This is a genomic window from Legionella qingyii (genome assembly GCF_003184185.1).
Window position 1 is genome coordinate 49,799 of sequence record NZ_QHJG01000014.1, and the last position, 18,892, is coordinate 68,690.

Below are 18,892 nucleotides of genomic sequence, written 5' to 3' on the forward strand. Positions count from 1 at the left end.
TCCCAGTCTATACTTATAAAACAAGGGACAATTGTCAGCACCTAATCTGTATTGGTTGCAGACTTTGATACACGCGACAACACGAGGTGGGTATGATCAAATCGGAACTCATTGAACACATCGCTGCTCGAATGACGCATCTTACTGAAAAGCAAGTGGCTGATGGCATAAATAGAATATTAGAATTAATGAGTGAAGCACTCATTAAAAATCAAAGAATAGAAATTCGGGGATTTGGCAGTTTTTCTCTTCATTACAGACCGCCACGTAATGCGCATAATCCCAAAACGGGTGAAAAAGTAGTGACTAAAGCCAAATATAGTCCGCACTTTAAGCCGGGAAAAGAATTACGTGAACGTGTTGATGCCTCGCGTGATAAATATAAATTACCTGATGAAGAATAAGGTAAGTTTGTTTTATATCTTATATTAATCTGAGCACTGGACCAGGAGCGTTATGTCCAAACCTCAGATGGGGAAGCCCCATTAAGGTAATGATCTTCATCATTCCCGCGAAGGCGGGGACCTATTCTTATAGCAGGACTGTGCCTTCCAAGAAATAGGTTTGCGCCTTCATGGGAACTACCGTTATTATTTAGCTTTGTGGCGATGGCTTACCAACCTTTCGAGCCACAAAATTTATTGCCTATTCGCTAGGTTATGTGCGAGGCAAAGTAACCCCTGTTTGTCCCTGATATTTTCCACCACGATCACGATATGAAACAGCGCAAACTTCAGAGGCCTCCAGAAACAGCATTTGTGCCACACCCTCATGTGCATAAATTTTAGCGGGTAATGTGGTAGTATTTGAAAACTCCAGAGTCACATGACCTTCCCACTCGGGCTCCAAAGGTGTCACATTCACGATAATCCCACAACGTGCGTAAGTCGACTTACCAAGACAGATAGTCAGGATATTTCGTGGAATTCGAAAATACTCTACAGTTCTTGCTAAGGCAAACGAGTTGGGAGGAATAATACATACGTCGGACTGCACATCGACAAAGCTGTTTTCATCAAAAGCTTTCGGATCCACAATAGCAGAATTTATATTCGTAAAAATTTTAAATTCATTCGCACAACGCACGTCATATCCATAGCTTGACACACCATATGAAATAATTCTTCCATTTTCATTTTCACGCACTTGCCCTGGTTGAAATGGAGATATCATTCCATGTTCAAGCGCCATCTTTTCTATCCATCTATCTGATTTAATCGACACAATAAAAACCTCATGAATTCTTCAAAAGGAGTGTTCTATCATAAAAGTCGGATAAACGAAAGATTGTATTGATATTTGCCAAATGATTCATAACCTTTGGGCTAAGGCCCTGGGGTACGGCTTTGCCTTCACCCAGGAGATGGTTCTAATTGAAGCTATGATTTTTTTGTCGCCATATTGGCCAAGAAATCACCCAGCTCTATTGGCATTGGGAACACAATGGTAGAGTTATTATTGCCCGCTATAGCGGCTAATGTTTGCAAATAACGTAATTGCATAGCCTGGGGTTGTTGAGCCAAAACTTGAGATGCTTGCAGTAATTTATCTGACGCTTGTAACTCTCCTTCAGCATGAATCACTTTAGCACGTCGTTCACGCTCAGCTTCAGCTTGTCTGGCAATTGCGCGGATCATGCTTTCATCCAAATCGACACGTTTTATTTCGACATTAGACACTTTAATGCCCCAGTTATCGGTTTGTGAATCCAGTATTTTTTGTACGTCACTATTTAAGCGCTCGCGTTCAGAAAGCATTTCATCCAGTTCATGTTGTCCTAACACTGAACGAAGCGTTGTTTGCGCCAATTGACTGGTTGCTTCATAGTAATTTTCTACTTGGATAATTGCATTTTCTGGAACCACCACTCGAAAATATAAGACCGCATTGACCCGTACTGAAACGTTATCTTTAGAGATCACATCTTGGCTCGGAACGTCCATAACTATAGTACGTAAATCGACCCGTACTACCTGTTGAATCACTGGAATAATAAGCACTAAACCAGGCCCTTTAACTTTCCAGAACCGTCCTAACATAAATACAACACCGCGCTCATACTCTCGAAAGACTTTAACTGCCGAGATCAAAAGTATTAAAATTGCTACGATGATCACCGTTAAAAATGGTCCCATTTTAACCTCCTTGATTACCCAAATCTTCTTCAATTTCCAATTTAAGTCCTGAAGTCCCGATTACTTTTATTGGCGTGTTTGCTGCAATGGGCTGTTTGGAGTGCACGCTCCAAATCTCACCGCGAATCATTGCCTGTCCTTCAAGATTTACATTGCCAAGGGTATGACCTTTGGCTCCCATCAAAACGCTTAACCCATGTTTTACATTTTGTCGCCTTGCTTTTACCACCATCCCGAGAATGATCACAAAAAAGAGAATATTCACAAAGGCCATTGCTCCTATTGCCGACCAAGCAATATGATACATTTGATTATCGGCATCAATTAACATAATAGAACCAATAATAAATGCAATAGTTCCTCCTACTCCCAGAGAACCGTAAGCAGGAACAAATGCTTCTCCTATAATAAATGCTATTCCCAATATAATAAGAAAGAAACCAGCATAGTTAATCGGTAATAATTGCAGCGCATAAAGTGCGATACACATTGATATCGCACCAATCACTCCGGGAAATAAATGTCCTGGATTAACCAACTCGAAAAAAATACCGTATATACCCAGTAAAAGAAGAAGATAAGCTACTGTTGGATCCGTAATTATCGATAAAAACCGTGTACGCCAATCAGGTTTAATGAGTTCAGTCTGTGAATTATTGGTATGAAGTATTATTTTTTGATTGTTTTGCATTACTGATACGCCGTTCAACTGGGTCAGTAATTCCTTCTCATCATTTGCAATGAAATTAATCACACCTTCCTTTAAAGCTTCTGTAGCGGTTAGTGTTTCAGCATTCAAAACCGCTTTTTGTGCAAAATCTGGATTACGCCCTCTCAATTGAGCCAATGACCGTATTGTGGCTACAGCATCATTGGTAATTTTTTTATCCATCGTAGTTTGTTTATCTGAGTTGGCCACATCGCCGAAACCTGTTGCTGCTAAATTAACCGGACTCGCTGCTCCCAGTTGCGTTCCTGGAGCCATAGCCGCCAAAGTACTGGCATAAAGCAAATAAGTACCAGCGCTTGCCGCACGTGCACCATTTGGGCTTACATAAGTCACTATAGGAATATTAGAGGATAGAAATTTTTGAACTATTGTTCGGGTTGCTTCATCAAGTCCCCCAGGAGTATCAATAGTAATTAGGATTAAATCTGCATGTTGTGAATTATCGATACTACGAATAATATAATCTGCTGTCGCAGGTCCAATTGTTCCTTTTATATTAAGTTCAATCACTTTAGTCGCATAGGAACATGAAGTGTAAATGAGTAACAAAATAAACAGAACACTGTATCGTAATAACAATATTATTCGACCCGTTGGCGTGACTATGGACTTTGGCATGATGTACGCTTTACACATGCTCCCTTCCCTAATGAAATACGCTATATGTTAAAAGATAGCACAATTTGAATTATTTATTGCTGCGACACGAAGGAAGTCAACGGATTATAATCGATAATAATTTATGTGTAGGGTTGATAAGCGTTGCGAGCCAATCCAAAGAATCTTTATGCGCTAAAACCCTGGGTTACTGAGTTGCGTTCACCCAGGGTACAAAAATAATTTTTTAGAAATAAACCCCGATTTGTGCAGAAACAGTATCCGCAGTACCACCGGTACCTATTGTGGGTGCGTTTACAAATCCTGGAGCTGAAGCACCATTGGCAAAATCATTGGAACCGTAATCAATTTCATGTCGATATTCGATACTTTCTACAGTATCTTTCCAGATTGAAATATTAAATACGCCAATAAAGCGGTGCTCTGGCAAGTTTAACGCAAGCGCCTCTTTAGTTCTTTGATAACCAACGCCAATAGATGCAGGTCGATTAAATGCCTTAAACGTCATATCAATTTCTGTTTGTAATGCCTGTGGCTTTGCACCGCGTCCATTAAAACTTAAATCCTGTGCTCTAAATGATTCAATTGTACCAACCCATTCAGCAGCAAAGTTAAATCGGTCATAAGCCATGTTGCCATACACATCCATAGCTTCTGTCTTGCGCACGAGCTCATTTCCGTTAAGTAGCGATCCAAATCCGCCAAAAGTTCCTGGGTTACCGCCAGTATTTTGCATTCCAGCAGAATCATCAATAGAGCTGATGTAACTTGCGCCTATTTCACCAGTGACTTCATTAAATGCAAAGACATATCCTAAGTTCGCGCCACCTACGCCAGCGCGCCCCAAGGTAGTATCACTTCGATAAATGTATGTAGCTGCAAATGGTCCGGTATCTTCTTGTGATTTATAACCTATAATAAAAGGCCTTGTTTTAGTCCGGGCTAAATTTAAAGTCAGCGGAGCACTGATCATCGAACTTGAATAACGTCCAAAAGGAACATACAACTGCCCAGCAGTAAAGTAAAAGGGCGTTTTATCCAGGTTACCGATATTCACGAAGCCCATATTGAGGTTAAACGCTGAATTGTTAATTCTTGGGCCAACATCAGGTGGACTTTCATCATAGGCCAGTGCGATATATGCCTCGACATTTTGATTTAATGCAGCTGCAACATCTACCTCACTAGAGCCTAAAGTCAAATCAACATTTGTTCCACCGACATAATCACTATTGATCATGCCAACAGGCTCTGCTTTTCCACTAAGTGCAATGATTGGCCTTTCAGGAATCGGGTACCCCATATTTCGATAGGCTCTATATAATTTCCGACGCTGTTGCATCAAACGGATATCTCGGTTAATACTTGAAATATTCACAATATAATCCGATCCATCAAAAGCAGGTCTGTCCCCTAAATAAGGAGAAGTTACAACCGGTGTTCCTGCAATATAGGTTACAACTCGATTTTCTGCCACTAAAGCAGTTGGATAAAACCCTATTGATTCTGGATGTTCCTCAGGTGTATGTACCGTTATAGTTGAGGAATGATACTTAACCATTTTTTCATGTTTTTGCTGTTCATGTTTCTTCTCATGCTTTTTATGAACAACAGGCCCTGGCTTTTTCGACTCCTTTTTAGTCGACTTGCTCGAATGAGTTACTTTCTGAGCCACCAGTTCTTTTTGTAGCGAATCTAATTGAGTTTGTAATTGTTGTGCTTGCTTTTGTAAACGAGCTATTTGACGTTGCAACTGCTGATCATGTTCCGCATAGAGTGGCGATGACAAACAGACTAGGGCCAATATGATTTTTTTATATTGCATGCGGTACTCCTGTTCATTATTTTTACTTCCACATCGGAAAGGCAGAAAATTATAGCTTGGTAAACAAGGAGTGGCTAGCTTCTTTTTCACAAATTTGCTTAAAATTTGTTACTTAACTGGCTTTGATTAAAAAAAAACCCATAGAAAATCTATGGGTTTCATTGAGCAATTTACAATTCAGTTTAGCTTACGCATTTCCAATTAGCTTCAGGCCAAAATATGGACCAAAAACGCCATAGTCAACTGGGCGAGTTGGACCAAATAAATTGGGAAATGGCTGTTCTTCCAAAACGTGAAAATAATTTACTACTTGATAACCTGCTTGAATATTTGCAAGACCTATAGGTGTAGAATGGGCATAATTTATACCAAGTTTTGCTTCCAAGCTTGGAACAATACCCCTTTTACGGAAGGATACTTGCTCAATAATTGCTTCTGTAGGGGATACTACAAAACCTGCATGATATCGATTAGTTCCGTAGAGAACTGAGCCGCCTCCATTCGCAGTGACACTTAGTGAGTCAGTAATGTTGTATGCATAGTCAATTCCAACTACCGGTCCAAAACCTTTATATTCAGTATTGTCGAATTTACTAAAGGGATTTGTCACAAGAGCGGGAATGAATTCTGTTATATAATAATTTGTAGATGTAGATTGGATATTTGCATATTGCATACCGGCATAGAAACGCATTTTCTTACGCATACTTATGTCAGTATGTTGTCCCATTACTACGTTAACCTGGTCTATTCTATTGCGGCTAATGAATTCAAATGGCGCTGGAATAGGTGGTAAACTTGTTACGGGTATGTTCAAAACTCCGAAAAATTCTGTAGGATCTGTTGAGGTACTGAAGTGCATCCAATTAACGGAAATATCATTGCCGGTGTTAAAATGATATGACCCTTCTAAAAAATATCCCCAGTTCCAATCATTTTTTATTTCTTTATTTACTGGTAATGTACCGTATTGTATCGATTTCTCACTACCATAGATGGATCTTAAATAGAGCGCTTGAGCGCTAAAGTCCCAGAGTTTTGTTACGCATGGAACTGTAACATTACCTGGCGTACAAACTGGGCCCATACTGCCAGCAGTAGCTAGACCTGCGGCCAATCCCAATACAGCTATACTTACTTTCTTAAACATGAATACTCCATTAGAAAAAAAAAGCCCATCACTAATGACGGGCTTTTATAAGATCTTAATCAATTAAGAAATTAAATGTTTCCAACATACTTCAGACCGAAGTAAGGACCAGCAGCAGCGAAGTCAGTTGCTGTAACTGGCAATACGGTTGTGTTTAACGCATGGATGTAGTTAAACCACATGTATCCAGCATCCAGAGTTAAATCACCTTGTGCCATTGCATAAGTGTAGTTAGCACCTAACTTAGCTTCTAATTCTGGAACGATTGCTGTTCTGGTTCCGCTGATATCAACAGTGAACACATTTGGAAGAACAGGAACAGAACCATCAGCATCAACGAAGTCAACATTGTAGCTGTGTTTTTGTGAACCAACTAACAATGCACCAGCTGCTTTAGCGTAAATACCAAAACCGTTACCGAATACATAGTTCATGTCGATACCAGTACGTGGTCCGAAACCATTGTATTGAGTGTTTCCTTCAAATCCAACTGTGAAGTCTGGAACACCATTATCGAAGTCTGTTCCAAATGCATGGACGCTTCTCTTGATGCTAGCAAATTGGAAACCGCCATGGAAACGGATTTTCTTGTTCGCGCTGAAATCAACGAACTGACCGAATTCACCGTTAACTGCATCCCATCTGTTTTTATGACCAAAACCAATTAATGTATCTGGGTCAATAGCAGGAGTAAATTCATGGTTGTTCCAACCAGTATCTAAGTGATACCAAGTTAAAGTAATGTCGTTTCCAGTGTTGAAATGGTAAGAACCTTCAATTTGGAAGCCCCAGTTCCATTGCGCGTCTAGTTCTGTATTCAAAGAAACGCCTGATGGAGCAATGTTGAGGTCCAAAGTAACATCGTTATCAGTCATTGTTTGCAAAACTAATGCTTGACCACCGATGTTCCATCCAGTACTTGGGCAAGGAACAGTAACGTTACCTGGGGTGCAAACTGGGCCCATGGTACCAGCGAATACTGCACTGCTACCTAAAGCAAGAACAGCTAACGCTGTTTTTTTCAAATTTAACATGCTTATCTCCACTTTTTATTATTATTTCCGTTCGTTACCAATTTAAATTGTTAGCAACGGTACGCATATTCGCTCTATACCGAGAGCGTACCTTGCTCAATTATCTAACCGGAGTTTCATAAAGTCAACAGTACCGATTAAATTTATTAAAATGATAGCGAATTAAATGTTTCCTATATATTTCAAGCCAAAGTAAGGGCCAGCAGCAGCGAAATCAGTTGCTGTAACTGGTAATACGGTTGTATTTAACGCATGAATGTAGTTAAACCACATGTATCCAGCATCCAGTACCAAATCACCTTGTGCCATTGCATAATCATAGCTAGCACCCAATTTAGCTTCTAATTCAGGAACGATCGCTGTTCTGGTTCCGCTAATATCAACGGTGAACACATTAGGAAGAACAGGATTAGAGCCATCTGGGTCAATGAAATCAACATTGTAGCTATGTTTTTGTGAACCAACTAACAATGCACCAGCTGCTTTAGCATAAATACCAAAACCATTACCGAATACATAGTTCATGTCGATACCAGTACGTGGTCCGAAACCGTTGTACTGAGTGTTTCCTTCAAATGTAAGCGTATAGTCTGGAACACCATTATCGAAGTCTGTTCCAAATGCATGCATGCTTCTCTTAATGCTAGCAAATTGGAAACCGCCATGGAAACGGATTTTTTTGTTCGCGCTGAAATCAACGAACTGACCGAATTCACCGTTAACTGCATCCCATCTGTTTTTATGGCCAAAACCAATTAATACATCTGGGGCAATAGCAGGAGTAAATTCATGGTTGTTCCAACCAGTATCTAAGTGATACCAAGTTAAAGTGATGTCGTTTCCAGTATTGAAATGGTAAGAACCTTCAATTTGGAAGCCCCAGTTCCATTGCGCGTCTAGTTCTGTATTCAAAGAAACGCCTGATGGAGCAATGTTGAGATCCAAAGAAACATTGTTATCAGTCATTGTTTGTAAAACTAATGCTTGACCGCCAATGTTCCATCCAGTACTTGGGCAAGGAACAGTAACGTTACCTGGGGTACAAACTGGACCCATGGTACCTGCAAATAATGTACTGCTGCCTAAAGCTAAAATTGCTAAAGTAGTTTTCTTTAAACTTAACATGCTTATGTCTCCGCATAAATTATTATTGTTTCCTATTTCATTGATAACTCTCTACTAGGAGTTGTCATTAGCATGCCTTCGTCGCTTCAGGTCGATGCATGCAACAGTGTGAGTATTAGCAGTGGAGTAGAATAAGTCAAGAAGATTTACTAAAAAAAATTAATATTTTTCAAGTATATATGCTTTTTTTACGCATTGGATGTTTTTTTTGAGCAGCATGGCTGTTCTTTGGTTTTACCTATTAAAAAAAATGTGGCCTCTGCGCTTTCTTAAAAAATGCAAGAACAGAGTACCGAGGATGACTAATATAGAGCATCCATAAAAACTTGCAACCTTTTTTAAAATTTAATGATCTTGCAATTTAATTTATTTATTTGACTTAATTACAATCAAGCGAACTCTATTTTTTTATTAGCGTAATCACCACTCTTCGGTTCGCTGCACGACCTGCATCGGTATCATTTCTGGCTACCGGGTACAGTTCACCCACCCAAGTCACATGCAGCATTTTTTTAGGTACACCAAGTTTTAGTAAATATTTTTGCACCATTCGCGCCCTATTTTCAGATACTGCGTTGTTATAACCCTTTCGCCCACTCGCATCAGCATAGCCAATGATTCTTATTTCATTTATTTGAGCATCTGCCTCTACATAGTGTGCAATACGACGTAATTGTTCCTTATCTGCATCACTCAACTCGCTATTATCTTCTTTATAATGGAAGACACTTTCTCGTATCTGCTGATAATCGAACGGTAACAAATTTCCAATACATTCTTGATAGCGGGAATAAGGCTTTTGAAATCCAACGGGTGATAAAGCAACCGTTGTATTAAACCCTGTTTCAGATCGATAGCTGAAATTTGGTTCGTAGCCTTGTGATAGGAACGTGAGTAACTTTAAACTTGCATCGCGCCTTAGATAGATACCAAACTCACCCGGCTTAACCATTAGCTCTCCTGCAAAAACAGAAGGTCGATCTGGCTTCCAATTGGGCGATTTTATGATGATTTTAGCATGTAAATACTGCTGGACTTCATCCCACGTCCGTAAAACAAAATGGGGAGGTTGTGCCGCATATTGTTCAAAATATGCGATGCCATAATTAGGGATAGTAAGTGCCAATCCACAGCGAATCGGATTACGGCTGACTCGCCATCCCTTTGCACCTAAAGGATTTGCAAAATGAACTTGCGTCATTGTATGTGCAGTATTTATTGTAAGCACCGTGCTCAACGCAATACATGCCATAAATTGTCCTTTGTGATCCACAAATGCCATCTTTTACTCATTCTCGCTACTTGTTTCATGTTATCCTTAATTATCGGCAAGAACGCAGGAATCTTTACTATGCAAACGCTAATAATTAATCGCCCTGACGATTGGCATGTTCATCTTAGAGATAATGAGATGTTGCAACACACAGTGGCAGATAGTGCAAAGCATTTTGCTCGCGCATTAATAATGCCAAATCTTAAACCGGCTTTAACAACATTGTCATCCCTTGGTGAATACAGAAATAGAATTCTGACAGCACTACCCAAAGGATCTACTTTTGAGCCTTATATGACTTTTTATCTTAATGATTCCGTGTGTGCCGAAGAATTACATCAAGCCGCAAAAACTCCTTATGTTCTCGGTGCAAAACTTTACCCGGCAGGCGCAACGACCAATTCAGAAGCAGGTGCAAAATCGTTAACAGCTCTTTATCCTCTTTTTGAAGTGTTACAAAATAATAATCTGGCGTTGCAAATTCATGGGGAAGTTACTCATAGTGATATTTTTGAACGTGAGTCCTTATTTATTGATGAGTATTTAAAGCCAATCGTCCGAAATTTTCCCAAACTAAGAGTAGTCCTTGAACACATATCAACACAAGCTGCTGTCGAATATGTAACAGATGCTCCAGCAACAGTTGCGGCAACGATTACTCCACATCATTTATTATATAACCGCAATAAACTGCTGGCCGGCGGACTGAGACCCCATTATTATTGTTTACCTATTTTAAAGCATGAAAAAGATCAAAAGGCGTTACAGGATGCTGCCTGTAGCGGTAATCCGAAGTTTTTTGCTGGAACTGATAGCGCCCCTCATATCGTAAGTGCCAAAGAAAGTGCCTGTGGTTGTGCAGGAATTTATTCTGCTCCCTTTGCTCTCGCTCTATATACACAAGTATTTGATGAAATGAACCAGTTAAAACAACTTAATCATTTTCTCAGTCGTTTTGGTGCTGAGTTCTATCAGCTACCCATCAATCAACAACACATTGAACTCATTAAATCCCCACAAACTATACCCGATTATCTGCCTTTAGGCTCAAACCAAGTTGTTCCGATCGCTGCAGGTGAAACCATCCAATGGAGCATTCATGAGCCCACGCGATAGTGTATTTTATATGAATTTAAAAGAACGATTTCGTGGTTTCTTACCTGTCGTCGTTGATGTAGAAACAGCCGGTATAGATCCATACAAAAACGCATTGTTAGAAATGTGCATCGTATTAATTTTTATGGATGAACAAGGTAATTTTTATCGTGGCAAAAGTCATTTTGAACATATTTTGCCTTTCCCTGGCGCTGAATTGGATCAAAAATCCCTGGAGTTCAATCAAATAGATCCTTACCAACCTCTGCGTTTTGCGCTGGATGAAAAAATCGCTTTGGAAAATCTATTTAAACCCATTTTTACTGCGCTTAAAGAAACTCAATGTCAGCGCGCTGTCTTGGTTGGCCATAATGCATGGTTTGATTTATTGTTTATAAAAGAAGCCATCAAAAGAACAGGAGTTAAATCACCATTTCATGCCTTTACTTGCTTCGATACAGCTACATTAGGCGGGCTCATATATGGGCAAACCGTATTAGCCAAAGCAGCTCAAGCAGCAGGAATTCCTTTTGATGCTCAGGAAGCACATTCAGCGATTTATGATGCAGAAAAAACCGCCGATTTATTTTGTCATATGGTCAACATCTGGAAAAAAGTACAACAAAAAACTTAATGGAGATTTTGCGAAATATAACCTAATTTAACAATACTAGGATGTGTTGATAACTCATCTCAACACTTCATCTCCCGGAAGACGCTTTGCGTCCCCGGGGATCAATTTTTACAATGATTCAGAATGCTCTGATAAATAAGCAGCAACACCTTCTGTTGATGCTTTCATACCTGCTTTACCTTTTTGCCAGCCTGCAGGACATACTTCACCATTTTCTTCAAAGTGCTGAACGGCATCAATGATTCTTAAAATTTCGTCCATATTGCGACCTATAGGCAAATCATTAACGATTTGTGAACGAACTACGCCATTGGTATCAATAATAAATGCACCTCGGAATGCAACACCCGCACCAGGATGTTCAACTCCATATGATTGGCAAATGCTATGAGTCATATCAGCAGCCATAACATATCGAACTGGACCAATACCACCCTTATTAATTGGGGTATTTCTGTATGCATTGTGAGTGAAGTGTGAATCAATTGAAACAGTAACCACTTCAACATTACGGCTTTTGAACTCATCAATACGATGGTCTAAAGCAATTAACTCAGAAGGACATACAAAAGTAAAATCCAGAGGATAAAAGAACACGAGCCCATACTTACCTTTTAAATGCTCGTGTAAATTAAATTTATCCATAATCTCACCGTTAGGCATTACAGCTGCTACGGTAAAATCAGGAGCTTTTCGTCCCACTAATACGCTCATTCTATGATCTCCATCATTATCGTTATTATTATGGTATTAACTCGTTATATTATGCAGCAATTGCATCACGCAGCATTGTTTCTAATTCACCTTGTTGAAATAATTCAGCAATGATATCAGAACCACCGATTAACTCTCCCTTCACATAAAGTTGTGGAAAAGTGGGCCAATCAGCGTACTGTGGCAATGTTTGGCGAATATCAGGATTAGCAAGAACATCTACATAGGCAAAATCGACACCACACGATTCGATGCATTGTACCGCACGAGCAGAAAATCCACATTGTGGCATCTTCGGCGTGCCTTTCATATAAAGCAGAATGGCATTTTCTGCTATTTGCTTTTTAATTTTTTCTAAAGTATCCACTCAAACACCTTATAATAAGTTAATTATTGCTCATTATCGCGAAAACCTATAAAAGCCGCAACCAATAAATTTTTAGCACAATAGATTAACAGATCTTGGTTTAAAAGCCAACTAATGCTCCATTTGACCTAATAATAACCAGCAAACCACGTGTAGATTCTGTTTTTAAGCACTTTCATTATTCCAGGCTAAAAACCGCTTTTTTTCTTATTATAATTAATCTTCATTGAATATCATGCCCTTCCTGCTACACTTACGCGCACCGAATAAAATAATAGGAGATTAGGATGACATTTACATTGCCTGAGTTACCTTACGCCAAGAATGCGTTAGAACCTCACATTTCCAGTGAAACATTAGAGTATCATTACGGCAAGCATCATCAAGCTTACGTCACCAATTTAAATAAATTAATTCCAGGAACTGAATTTGAAACCATGGATCTGGAAGAGATCATCAAAAAGTCAAATGGCGGCATATTTAACAATGCGGCACAAGTTTGGAATCATACCTTTTACTGGCATTGCCTCAGTCCTAATGGTGGTGGCGAGCCCCAAGGCAAGTTAGCGGAAGCAATTAACAAACATTTTGGCTCATTCAGTGCATTTAAAGAAGAGTTTACAAAAACTGCAATATCTACTTTTGGTTCAGGCTGGGCATGGCTTGTTCAAGATAGTACTGGCGCTTTAAAAATAATCAGCACCAGTAATGCAGGAACGCCCATGACCGAGGGTTTAACCGCGCTATTGACGTGCGATGTATGGGAACATGCATATTATATTGATTACCGCAATGCACGTCCTGACTATGTCTCTGCATTCTGGTCTTTGGTTAATTGGGATTTTGTAGTCAGTAATTTGAAATAAAAACATTCTTTTTACCATGGATACCTTTCCTCATGTAGCATAGGGAAGAAAGTTATGTCTATAATGTGGCCGCACCCTATCTCTCCCTGAAGGGAGAGATAATTTTTGAGTGGAGATCCTTCATTTTTAAGGAAAACATTATGGCTTTAATTACCAGTTACAATCCTATGCCAATAACTTTCACCCATGGAGAAGGAATTTGGTTGTATGACGAACAAGGCAAGGCCTATCTTGACGCTTTAAGTGGGATAGCAGTTTGTGGATTAGGACATTCTCATCCTGATGTCACCAAAACCATACAGCAACAAGCAGCTAAGCTGCTCCATACCTCGAATACCTTTCACATCAAACAACAAGAATTACTTGCCGAAAAACTTACAACTATGGCCGGTATGGAGCAAGTTTTTTTCGCTAATTCAGGTGCTGAAGCCAATGAAGCGGCAATTAAATTGACCCGTCTTTATGGCCATAAAAAGGGAATAGAAACCCCTTCAATTATTGTTATGGAACGAGCGTTCCACGGTCGTACAATGGCTACTTTAACCGCATCAGGAAGTCGAAAAGTACAAGCAGGATTTGAACCCTTAGTACCTGGTTTCATTCGTGCTCCTTTTAATGATTTGGATGCCATTCATACTATTGCAGCAAATAGAGAGGATGTTGTTGCTGTTATGCTCGAACCAATTCAGGGAGAAGGTGGAATTCATGCAGCAGAAGAAAGTTATCTTCGCTCCTTAGCCAAGCTTTGCGAACAACATGATTGGATGCTTATTCTGGATGAAATCCAAACTGGGAATGGCCGCACCGGAAAACTTTTTACCTGCATGCACTATGATATTCAACCTGATATTCTTACTACTGCCAAAGGTTTGGGTAATGGTGTTCCCATAGGCGCCTGCCTGATGAGTAAAAAAGCAAAAGATTTATTTAAACCAGGAAATCATGGTTCGACTTTTGGAGGTAATCCACTTGCTTGTGCCACCGCTTTAACGGTATTGGAAGTCTTGGAGCGTGACAAAATTTGTGAAAAAGTAACAAAAAATAGTCCGCTGTTAATGGAAAAATTAATTAAAAATCTGGGTGAGCATCCCTGTGTTAAGTCGATTCGTGGTAAAGGGTATATGATAGGCATTGAGTTGGACCGCCCCGCCAATGACATGCGTTTACTTGGGTTAGCCAATGGCATACTCTTTAATATTACCGCAGATACAGTGGTACGACTTTTACCTCCATTGATTATCAATGAAGACGAAATCGATGAATTGGTTAAGCGATTAACTTTGACGATCAATCAATTTACTCAAAACTAATTAACCTTCACGAGCTTTTTATTTTAGCCTGTATGCGACGAAGTGAGCGCTTTTAGTATACGGGCTAAGCTTCTTGCTTCATCATTTCAAAAAAATCAATAATCGTATCATAGATTTTTCTTATAACTTGATTCTTTGACTTTAAATTCAAACAAGTATCTTCTTCCGCGTTTCCTGCTTGCAGTTTTTGGCAAATAAGGTCAAACATATGGGCATCAATTTTCGCTAATTCAGGGAGCATGCGATTGATTCGCTCTAAAAAAACATTTTTTTTATTTTTTCTTGATTCAAATAACCTTCTCTCCAGTCTATCCATTAGATCTTGCAGTTCATTTTCGCGGCCACTACATGTGATGCGCATAAAACCATCATGTTTTGACAATCCAAAATAAGACAAAGGTGTAATCATTAGATTGTCTTCAAACAATAAATAATAAGACAGCTCCTCATCCGTCTTCACTAAACCCGACTTCTGTAAAACGCGAACCGCATCTTTGGGCAAAGGCAAACCAAACATATCACTAAAGTCAGCAAGAACATAAAAAGTGGCCTCTACCTGGTATAAAGGGTCTGGCATTGCCGCTCCCATGGCTTTTAATCGCGCAACCACATAATCGACCTTTTTCTTATAGAATGCTGCTATATTATTTTTTTCCTCAGTCCCAAAATTCGCCATGGTTTGAGCATAAGCTGCTTGTGCTGAACGCGGTGCATGAATGAAGTAGCTTATATTTTTATTGAGCATTTCATTCATCAAACTTGATTCAAACACCAAAAGCACTGCCATGCGCTCGCCAGCTGCTGACAAAGCCTTTGTTGCTGAACGCAAAACGATCACTCGTTCTTTAAGGTCGGGAGCAATTTTTAAGAAAGAAGGCATATCTGAAAAGCTCATCTCGGTATAAGCTTCATCAAAAATGATGTACAAATCAGGATACTGACGCAAAACATCTGCAATTTTTCTTAACTCATCTTCGTCAATGATGTTTCCCAAGGGATTTGATGGATTACAAATTAATATGGCCTTTGGCCAACCGTGGTCCATTTCAGCAAGGGAATAAGCCTCTTTAATGCTTTGTTCTGTTGCACGTGCTGTTAGTTTATATCCAGGCTCATCCATCACATGAATAGGATGCAAACAATGCAATGGATTATTGGAATAGGCGCTGTAATAAGGAAAAGGGGTAATAATTCGATATCCCGGCACATCTTCATAATGAGTATTAAAGGTTTCAAATAATACTCGTAAGGCACCAATACCGCCTACAGTAAATAATATGTTTTGCGCTTTAATTTCTGTCCCATACCAGCATGACATGATGTCGGCCATTAATTCTCGTGGCGCGTAATCACCACGAGGATCTCCATAGTCAATGGCAATATCCTCTTCAACCTGGTGAGGGTCTGCTTTCCATTTATTGGTTAAATGGTCTAACTTTTGCCAATATGAAAGATAAGATGCAATCGTATGTGAATTAATAGGATAGGTCGGCTTCCCAAGCCCCGCAAAAATTAATTTTTTTGTTGCGGATAAACCTTGTGCTTGAATTTCGTCTCTTAAAGTATTTGCCCATAATGCCAGCAGCATTACTTTTTCAATTTTATTCGCACAATGTCCATCGGGAGTGAGCATGATATTACCGGATAATCAATTTTGCTTATTATAACAGAATGCAAAATAAAACATGATATCAATTTTAAGAACAATCAATTCAATAAAAATCCTAAATTAATCGGAAGTTAGAGAGCATTTATCTATGCTATGCTTAAAAATATATGGACACTTCTTTTGGTTTTTGTGTCAATGGAGACGAATGACCACGCTCTAAAATACAGAAAATTCATGTTTTTAGATTTGGGCACTCAAAAAATATGCTGAATTAAAATTTTAATTGATCACGGAATAAAATGGCGAAAAAAGAAACTCCCAAAACGGCTAACTTAATTGCTGATTTAGACACGTTACAAAATAAAATCGATCATCTGGAAACACAATATGCCCAATTAAAAAATCTGCTTGATGCCGTGCCTGGAGATGTCTACTGGAAAGATTTAAACGGTGTATGGTCTGGGATGAATCAACGATGTGTCCAAAGTCTTTATCATATGAAATTCATCAATAAATGCGATGAAAATGAAGTTATTGGCAAAACAGATTATGAGATATTCGGCAAGCAAACAGCCGATATTTATCGAACAAATGACCTTGAAGTGATTGAGAAAAATGTTGAATTGTCACGGGAAGAGAGAACGCTTTTACCATCAGGTGAAGAGGTGATTTTACTTTCGACTAAAAGACCTATGTTGGATAAATCAGGGAACATTATTGGCATTCTTGGCAATACCATTGATATTACTCATCTAAAAAAAATCGAATCCGAGCTCAAAAGAGCGAAAGAAAAAGCAGAGGCTGCGAACTATGCCAAAGACGAATTCATCCGCAATATGAGTCATGATATTCGCACTCCTTTAAGTGGGATTATCGGGATCTCCAGCATTCTTGAACAAGAAGCCCACAATTCCCGAGACAAAGAACATGCACACATGATAAACATAAGCGGAGAACAGCTCTTAGCATTACTTAATGGGGTGCTCGATATAATTGCTGCAGGCAGTCAGCAAGAGAACGTAATCAATGAATCCGTATGTAATGTTCATGATTTAATATACAGCATTGCCGATCTGGAACGTCCGACCATTACGTTGAAAAAATTGGATTTATTAATTAGCATCGACTGCGATACTCCCGAATGGATCGCTACAGATACTGTAAAACTGCATCGAATTTTATTAAATCTTTTAGGCAATGCGGTTAAATTCACGGAAAAGGGTTTTATTGAAATTGGAGTCAGGCCCAAATCACATCATGGCAAAACATTAGTTGAATTTTTTGTTAAAGATACTGGCCCGGGAATTAGACCTAAAGATAAAGACAAAATCTTCAAACGCTTTTATCGGGCAACACCTTCATCACAAGGTATTTACTCAGGTCATGGGGTGGGATTACATATAGTGAAACGTTACACCCAGCTTTTAAAAGGCAAGATACGTGTTGACTCAGCAATCCATGCCGGAACCACATTCACACTAACAATTCCTGTGCAGAAGGCAGAAAAACCAGTCAATCTTCAAGAGCCGGCACCTCTTAAGCTCCCGGTAAACAAAACAAGCTCTGAAGAATTAAATAATGCTCCCCTTGTGCTGCTTATTGAAGATAATGCGATTGCTCTAACAATGATAGAAAACCTTTTACAACAAGTTGGCATCCGATTTTTATCGGCCTCAACAGGTAGCAAAGCCTTGGAGCTGTTTCAATCCCATACTTTTGATTGGATATTAAGTGATATTGGTCTACCTGATACTACTGGAATACAATTAGCAAAAAAATTTCGTCAGTATGAACATAGCCATAACCAATCACCCACTCCGATCATTGGTTTGACAGCCCATGCAGTAGCTGATGTTGAAAAAGAATGCTTACAATCCGGGATGAATCAAGTGATAACAAAACCTCTGCGCACCCATTTGTTGCAGGAGCTATTGATTCGCTATAGCAATTCCAAACTTCCATCTCCTAATTTAGGCGCACAGCCTGAATCTATGCTGCAGTTTAATGAATATCCCTTGTTTGATCGTGCTGAAGGTATAAATAATCTAGGTTCAGAAGGAGCCCTCAAAAAGATAGTGCACCTTCTTATTGAAGAAAACACCAAGGATTTAATAAAAACAGCCCAGGCTTGGGAAAAGCAAGATCTGATTGAAATTAATAAGTTAACCCATAAAATGAAAAGCAGCGCGCTTTATTGTGGCACCCTTCGCATGCGCCATACATGCGAAGTCCTTGAGCAACATTTTCAACAAAATCCCGAATTATATCCTCACGCGCTTTATCAACAACTGCTCAAAGTCCATCAGGAAACTGTTGCCGTGCTCCAAGATTGGCTTCAACAATGAATTTGAGTTATAATTGAACCGACTGTTTAATGTTGCCCTAAGGTTGGTCAGCATATACTCAG

Annotated in this window: 17 protein-coding genes; 6 read left to right on the forward strand and 11 right to left on the reverse strand. The window is 39.3% G+C overall.

The annotated features are described in order from the left end of the window. Positions 1 to 92: 92 nt before the first annotated feature. Positions 93 to 404, forward strand: a complete 312-nt coding sequence (locus DGG96_RS09785; protein ID WP_058459016.1) for an integration host factor subunit beta — start codon at positions 93 to 95, stop codon at positions 402 to 404. Positions 405 to 657: 253 nt separating this feature from the next. Here DGG96_RS09785 and dcd read toward each other — a convergent pair whose 3' ends face one another. The 8 genes from dcd to DGG96_RS09825 all read right to left on the reverse strand — a co-directional run bounded on the left by dcd (position 658) and on the right by DGG96_RS09825 (position 9,899). Continuing rightward, positions 658 to 1,224, reverse strand: a complete 567-nt coding sequence (gene dcd / locus DGG96_RS09790) for a dCTP deaminase (RefSeq protein WP_058468610.1) — start codon at positions 1,222 to 1,224, stop codon at positions 658 to 660. A gap of 155 nt (positions 1,225 to 1,379) precedes the next feature. Beyond that, positions 1,380 to 2,135: a slipin family protein gene (locus DGG96_RS09795; RefSeq protein ID WP_110142264.1), complete on the reverse strand. Its 756-nt coding sequence runs from the start codon at positions 2,133 to 2,135 to the stop codon at positions 1,380 to 1,382. A 1-nt stretch (position 2,136) separates the two neighbouring features. After that, positions 2,137 to 3,501 carry an NfeD family protein gene (locus DGG96_RS09800; protein WP_407656322.1) on the reverse strand — a complete coding sequence of 455 codons (1,365 nt, stop codon included), beginning with the start codon at positions 3,499 to 3,501 and terminating at the stop codon, positions 2,137 to 2,139. Positions 3,502 to 3,709: 208 nt separating this feature from the next. Then, a complete protein-coding gene (locus DGG96_RS09805; protein ID WP_110142265.1) occupies positions 3,710 to 5,308 on the reverse strand; it encodes an LbtU family siderophore porin in 1,599 nt (532 codons plus the stop codon). A gap of 187 nt (positions 5,309 to 5,495) precedes the next feature. Continuing rightward, positions 5,496 to 6,458, reverse strand: a complete 963-nt coding sequence (locus DGG96_RS09810; RefSeq protein ID WP_110142266.1) for an Lpg1974 family pore-forming outer membrane protein — start codon at positions 6,456 to 6,458, stop codon at positions 5,496 to 5,498. Positions 6,459 to 6,529: 71 nt separating this feature from the next. Then, entirely contained in the window at positions 6,530 to 7,492 is a 963-nt protein-coding gene (locus tag DGG96_RS09815) for an Lpg1974 family pore-forming outer membrane protein (protein ID WP_110142495.1), read from the reverse strand. Positions 7,493 to 7,654: 162 nt separating this feature from the next. Continuing rightward, complete coding sequence (locus tag DGG96_RS09820) at positions 7,655 to 8,617, reverse strand: Lpg1974 family pore-forming outer membrane protein (RefSeq protein WP_110142496.1); 963 nt, start codon at positions 8,615 to 8,617, stop codon at positions 7,655 to 7,657. A 400-nt stretch (positions 8,618 to 9,017) separates the two neighbouring features. Beyond that, complete coding sequence (locus DGG96_RS09825; RefSeq protein ID WP_110142497.1) at positions 9,018 to 9,899, reverse strand: OmpA family protein; 882 nt, start codon at positions 9,897 to 9,899, stop codon at positions 9,018 to 9,020. Positions 9,900 to 9,968: 69 nt separating this feature from the next. Here DGG96_RS09825 and pyrC point away from each other — a divergent pair, with 69 nt between their 5' ends. Both pyrC and rnt read left to right on the forward strand, forming a co-directional pair. Then, entirely contained in the window at positions 9,969 to 11,006 is a 1,038-nt protein-coding gene (gene pyrC / locus DGG96_RS09830; RefSeq protein WP_165831600.1) for a dihydroorotase, read from the forward strand. Continuing rightward, complete coding sequence (gene rnt, locus DGG96_RS09835) at positions 10,990 to 11,619, forward strand: ribonuclease T (RefSeq protein ID WP_110142499.1); 630 nt, start codon at positions 10,990 to 10,992, stop codon at positions 11,617 to 11,619. Before pyrC ends, rnt begins: the two co-directional genes overlap by 17 nt. Positions 11,620 to 11,727: 108 nt before the next feature. On the opposite strand, the gene DGG96_RS09840 is transcribed toward rnt, so the two are convergent. Together DGG96_RS09840 and grxD are read right to left on the reverse strand one after the other, a co-directional pair. Then, positions 11,728 to 12,333, reverse strand: a complete 606-nt coding sequence (locus DGG96_RS09840; RefSeq protein WP_110142500.1) for a peroxiredoxin — start codon at positions 12,331 to 12,333, stop codon at positions 11,728 to 11,730. 49 nt (positions 12,334 to 12,382) lie between these two features. Next, positions 12,383 to 12,700, reverse strand: a complete 318-nt coding sequence (gene grxD, locus DGG96_RS09845; RefSeq protein WP_058469255.1) for a Grx4 family monothiol glutaredoxin — start codon at positions 12,698 to 12,700, stop codon at positions 12,383 to 12,385. 287 nt (positions 12,701 to 12,987) lie between these two features. On the opposite strand from grxD, the gene sodB reads away from it, so the two are divergent. Then, positions 12,988 to 13,566 (forward strand): superoxide dismutase [Fe], encoded by a 579-nt coding sequence (gene sodB / locus DGG96_RS09850; protein WP_110142501.1) that lies wholly within the window; start codon positions 12,988 to 12,990, stop codon positions 13,564 to 13,566. Between the two features lie 140 nt (positions 13,567 to 13,706). After that, positions 13,707 to 14,876, forward strand: coding sequence for an aspartate aminotransferase family protein (locus DGG96_RS09855; RefSeq protein ID WP_110142502.1), 1,170 nt, complete (start codon positions 13,707 to 13,709; stop codon positions 14,874 to 14,876). 64 nt (positions 14,877 to 14,940) lie between these two features. Here the strand turns inward: DGG96_RS09855 and DGG96_RS09860 are convergent, their stop codons facing one another. Beyond that, positions 14,941 to 16,509: a pyridoxal phosphate-dependent aminotransferase gene (locus DGG96_RS09860; RefSeq protein WP_110142503.1), complete on the reverse strand. Its 1,569-nt coding sequence runs from the start codon at positions 16,507 to 16,509 to the stop codon at positions 14,941 to 14,943. A gap of 275 nt (positions 16,510 to 16,784) precedes the next feature. On the opposite strand from DGG96_RS09860, the gene DGG96_RS09865 reads away from it, so the two are divergent. Further along, positions 16,785 to 18,830 carry an ATP-binding protein gene (locus DGG96_RS09865; protein WP_110142504.1) on the forward strand — a complete coding sequence of 682 codons (2,046 nt, stop codon included), beginning with the start codon at positions 16,785 to 16,787 and terminating at the stop codon, positions 18,828 to 18,830. Positions 18,831 to 18,892 lie beyond the last annotated feature (62 nt).